The organism is Mycobacterium talmoniae, from assembly GCF_001854525.1.
GTDB lineage: Bacteria > Actinomycetota > Actinomycetes > Mycobacteriales > Mycobacteriaceae > Mycobacterium > Mycobacterium talmoniae.
The window spans coordinates 1-2,390 of the sequence record NZ_MLQM01000307.1 but is presented as its reverse complement, the minus strand read 5'-3'; the positions used below and the strand labels follow the sequence as shown (position 1 = coordinate 2,390).

The following is a 2,390-nucleotide window of genomic DNA, read 5'->3' as shown; positions in this document are numbered from 1 at the left end:
TAAGAGACAGGCCCCGTACGAATCGGGCGACCCCTATCACCCCGGTGAGTGGCCGCCACATACTCCCGAGTCCACCTGGAGCCGCGGCGACACCGAGCCGGGCTGGACGCATGTCAACCGGGGACCGCACCAGGAGTGGATGGACTACCAGGAGCAGATCTCCGGTGCCGAACGGACACCAGACGGCCTTATCCCTGAGTACGTGCGGATCGATCCCGACACAGGGAAGCCCGTTGATTACGATGGCTATACCGGCCGAGGCGACCAGGAGGTCTTTCTCGAAGGGAAATCCGGCAACAAGGGCACCGCTTTTCGGGGCATGTACTTCCAGCCCGATAGCCCGTACTGGCAGATGCGGGCGCAAAACGCGGTCGACCAGGCGCTGCGACAGCTGCGGGCGTTGCCGGATGGCGCCATCCTGGAGTGGCATGTGTCGGACCCGTATGGTGCGGTAGCTATCCGCGAGCTGTTCGCGGACCGCCGCTTGTTTGACATCGACGTGATCTACACTCCGAAGTCATGAGCCAGGTTCCCTCGGTGCGGCCGGTCTGGGCGGCGAAGGCGATAGTGCGCGCCGTCTGGGTGGCTGCTGGGGAGTCCCCGGAGTGGATCGCGGCGCGTACGGATGCGTTATTGAGCGAATTGGGTGCAGCTTTCGACATCGAAGACTGGCAGACGCCCGAGGGCCGTCGCTGGGAAGGCTCGCCGGATGAATTGACCGAAATCGTTCGGAGCCACGTCATCACTGGCATGTTCGGCGAGCCAGAGCCTGAGAGCGGATACGGCTTCACGGTGTCCGGTGCAGGCCCACGGGTTGGCTTTCACGTACACGTCGCGGCCGGTCTCATCTCGCCAGGCGGACGCATTCCGGGGCACCATTTGACAATTGATTTGCGGGAGATGGTCGTGGGTGGCTCGACAAGCCAGACCGCGGACACGGTGTGTGCGGCGGTCGCCCAAACGTGGGAGCCGTCGGTGTTGGACCTTGCCGACTCGCCAGTGAATCGCACGGCCCGGCGCGGTAACTGGAAAATCGGTGTCGGATACCGCTTGTGGATCAGCGAAGAGGTGGGGGCGATTGCCGAATTGGCAGAGGGCTTGACGTCGGCGCCGCTCGCCAAGGGCACGCTGGTGTCAGCGCCCGATGACTGGCCGGCCGAGCGCGTAGTGGCGGCGATGACGCAGACACTTGCTGCCAACGGCCTCGATGAAGTCCCCCACTAAGCCGTCCCCGCCACGTATATATTCCCGAAACCGGAGGATGGTTATGGGTTTTGAGGAGTTGGGCGACGACGAGCTGATTCGTTGGCTCGGTGGCTGGATTGCGAATGTAGCGGGCACAGTTGACGTTGCGGCGGCCGGGGATACAGAGAATGCCGGGAAGATCACGGTGTCAATACAGGGCGACCTGGTGCGACTGGAACTCAACCAGGCTGCGAAGCGTATGCAGCCTGATTCGTTGAGCCGGGCGATCGAACGGGGGTACGTCCAAGCTTACCGAGAGGCGTTGCACCAGGTTGGGCAGGTATTTGACCGCATTGAGCAGGACGTAGCGGGTAATGCCGTCCTTCGGCGCCGCATCCGCCGGATTCGCGAAGAACACAGGGACCGAAGCGGGCTGCGCAGGATGCTCAAACGGCAAGCCCAGAGGCAGGAACCAACCTGGGATCCGGCGGCGGACCCACTACGCCACCGGATCTAGCCCCGGCGATGCCACCTGTTGTGGCCCGATTGCGCCAAGGTTCTTGCGACGCTCGAGGATTGGCAGGCGAAATGGCACACCAGGTACCGCGCACGCCGCCGCCGTCCAGTCCGGCCCATCCGGGGTTCCCACCGCGCCCACTCCCCCCGCAGTCAGCGCCTCATACCGGGCGATGCGACCGGGAAGCCGAGCGATTCGGCGACGTCCGCCATTCGACGGTCGTAGGTGATGAAGGCAACCATGTGCTTGCCGAGCGTTTCGGCGGTCGCTACGTGAATCGCGTCCAGGGTCTTCAGTCCGCCTGGAAGATTCGCCGCTTGGTCCCGAATCTCGGCGGTCAGGCGGAGTTCGGTGTAATCGCGCAGAAGTTGGACCATCAGATTAGGGAAGTCGCCGAAACGATCGCAGGTGCGGACCGTTTCAACTAACCCCAGGGTACTCGTACCTAGCGCCGTGTCTGGGTGGTCTCTGAGATATCCGGTGAGGTCTGCAACGTTCGGACGCTTGAGCACGTAGGTTACGATCGCCGACGCGTCGAGGTAGAGCACTAGACTGGCCCCTCCCTGACTTTTATCACCGAGCGGAGGTTCGCGACCCCGTAGGTCTGTGACCTGCGGTGTTGGTGGGCGGTGAAGCGAAATTTGCGCACTAATTTTGGGCCGTAGGCTGCCCGAATGGCCTATGTCCG

Annotated in this window: 4 protein-coding genes; 3 read left to right on the top strand and 1 reads right to left on the bottom strand. The window is 63.2% G+C overall.

The window, feature by feature from the left end; translation table 11 throughout:
- The 3 genes from BKN37_RS26850 to BKN37_RS26840 form a co-directional block, all read left to right on the top strand.
- The coding region (locus BKN37_RS26850) for a Tox-REase-5 domain-containing protein (protein ID WP_242657376.1) at window positions 1-523 on the top strand (523 nt) is incomplete at its 5' end.
- Window positions 520-1,224, top strand: coding sequence for a hypothetical protein (locus tag BKN37_RS26845; RefSeq protein ID WP_071030312.1), 705 nt, complete (start codon window positions 520-522; stop codon window positions 1,222-1,224). The genes BKN37_RS26850 and BKN37_RS26845, both read left to right, overlap by 4 nt.
- A gap of 43 nt (window positions 1,225-1,267) precedes the next feature.
- Complete coding sequence (locus BKN37_RS26840; protein WP_131823718.1) at window positions 1,268-1,702, top strand: hypothetical protein; 435 nt, start codon at window positions 1,268-1,270, stop codon at window positions 1,700-1,702.
- A gap of 152 nt (window positions 1,703-1,854) precedes the next feature.
- Here BKN37_RS26840 and BKN37_RS26835 read toward each other — a convergent pair whose 3' ends face one another.
- Window positions 1,855-2,250: a type II toxin-antitoxin system VapC family toxin gene (locus BKN37_RS26835; protein ID WP_071030308.1), complete on the bottom strand. Its 396-nt coding sequence runs from the start codon at window positions 2,248-2,250 to the stop codon at window positions 1,855-1,857.
- Window positions 2,251-2,390: the final 140 nt, after the last annotated feature.

Excerpts from the sequence above, each read along its gene's own strand:
- BKN37_RS26845 (WP_071030312.1), top strand. The coding sequence starts at position 520 with ATGAGCCAGGTTCCCTCGGTGCGGCCGGTCTGGGCGGCGAAGGCGATA.
- BKN37_RS26840 (WP_131823718.1), top strand. The coding sequence starts at position 1,268 with ATGGGTTTTGAGGAGTTGGGCGACGACGAGCTGATTCGTTGGCTCGGT.